1 protein-coding gene and 1 pseudogene are annotated in these 1,237 nt (G+C 51.5%); one reads left to right on the top strand and one right to left on the bottom strand.

Annotated elements, in window-relative coordinates:
• Positions 1-274: glycoside hydrolase domain-containing protein (locus ACFRAK_RS29090; RefSeq protein WP_394573212.1), on the top strand; the 274-nt coding region annotated here is incomplete at its 5' end.
• 639 nt (positions 275-913) lie between these two features.
• Here the strand turns inward: ACFRAK_RS29090 and ACFRAK_RS29095 are convergent.
• Positions 914-1,237: pseudogene (locus ACFRAK_RS29095) on the bottom strand (hypothetical protein); the annotation flags it as partial.

A 1,237-nucleotide genomic window follows, 5' to 3' on the forward strand; every position in this document is an offset into this window, starting at 1 on the left:
AGGCAGCGGTGAATATGTGCTGGGCATCCCGCTGTTCGATAGCGTGAGCATTGAACTGCCGAACGGCAAAGAGATGCAGATTCATACCGACAACAACAATCCGCAATCTAATTTCGTCGCGAATGTTCAATTGGATGGACAGGATTACACCAAGCTATACATTACGCATCAGGATATTATGGCGGGCAAGTCCCTCGATTTCCGTCTCGGACTTGCTCCAAGCTTCCGTTCTTACCGCAACGAAGAGTTGCCGTTCTCAATCTCGAAGAAGTAACGGCACATAACCGCTAGCGAATCTGTACTGCACAAGCGGCTTCTCTTCCGGTCATGGTGTTTTACCACGGCGCCGGCTTTGTCATGAATGATCTGGAAGGATACGATCCAATGTGACGCAAACTCGCCGCCGAAACCGTCTTCAGTTACGTCAAGTAGCTTGAGGTATATTTCTCCATATGCTAAGATAACAATAAATAAGGAGTAGCCGGGCCAGGCTACTCCCTAGTACAAACATCTTGAGTGGGATTTACCCTCCAGGATCATTGAGAGATCAGAAAAGTAACCCACTTTAGGCTCCAACCTTAAGAGTGGGTTACTTTCGTTTATCGATGTAAGTCAGCAATGCCAACAGGAATAACCCGAAGGTAAGCACTTCACCAAACGAAATGTTCATCGCATCACCTCCATTCGGAGGGTGCGCCCACTCAAGGTGTGTATGTACAACCCATATTATACCATAAGGACTCTCTACCGAGGGTTCTTTTTCTATTGCAATGGGGTAGAACCAAGGCAGTCGCTTCGAGAAAGATCATCGCCGGCTCAATTAAGGTTGTCCCGAGAGGGGCAGCGTATATTCAACCGTTGGCGGAACGGTTGGATATACGCTGCGTCCTCGAGCGAGGTGTTCAACTATAGACTACACCAAGAACATTGCTACGACCGTTGTCACCGTGAGTCCGATCAACACCGGCTTCAGGTTCCTTCTTGCCAGCTCGAACGGGCTGACCCCGCAAATGGCTGCGGCAGGGATGAGAGCCCATGGAATGAGCGTTCCCCCTCCGACCCAGATCGCAGCCACTTGCCCGAGCGCGGTCAACGTTGCAGCACCTGAGCCAATGGCTGTAGCGAATAATTGAGCAATTGAACCGGCCAGCGAGATGCCGGAGAAACCGGAACCGTCGAGGCCCGTGATCGCGCCGGTAATCGTCAAGGTCACGGCGCCCACCGCTCCGTTCAGAGG

The sequence above is a fragment of the Peribacillus sp. NPDC056705 genome (assembly GCF_043656335.1).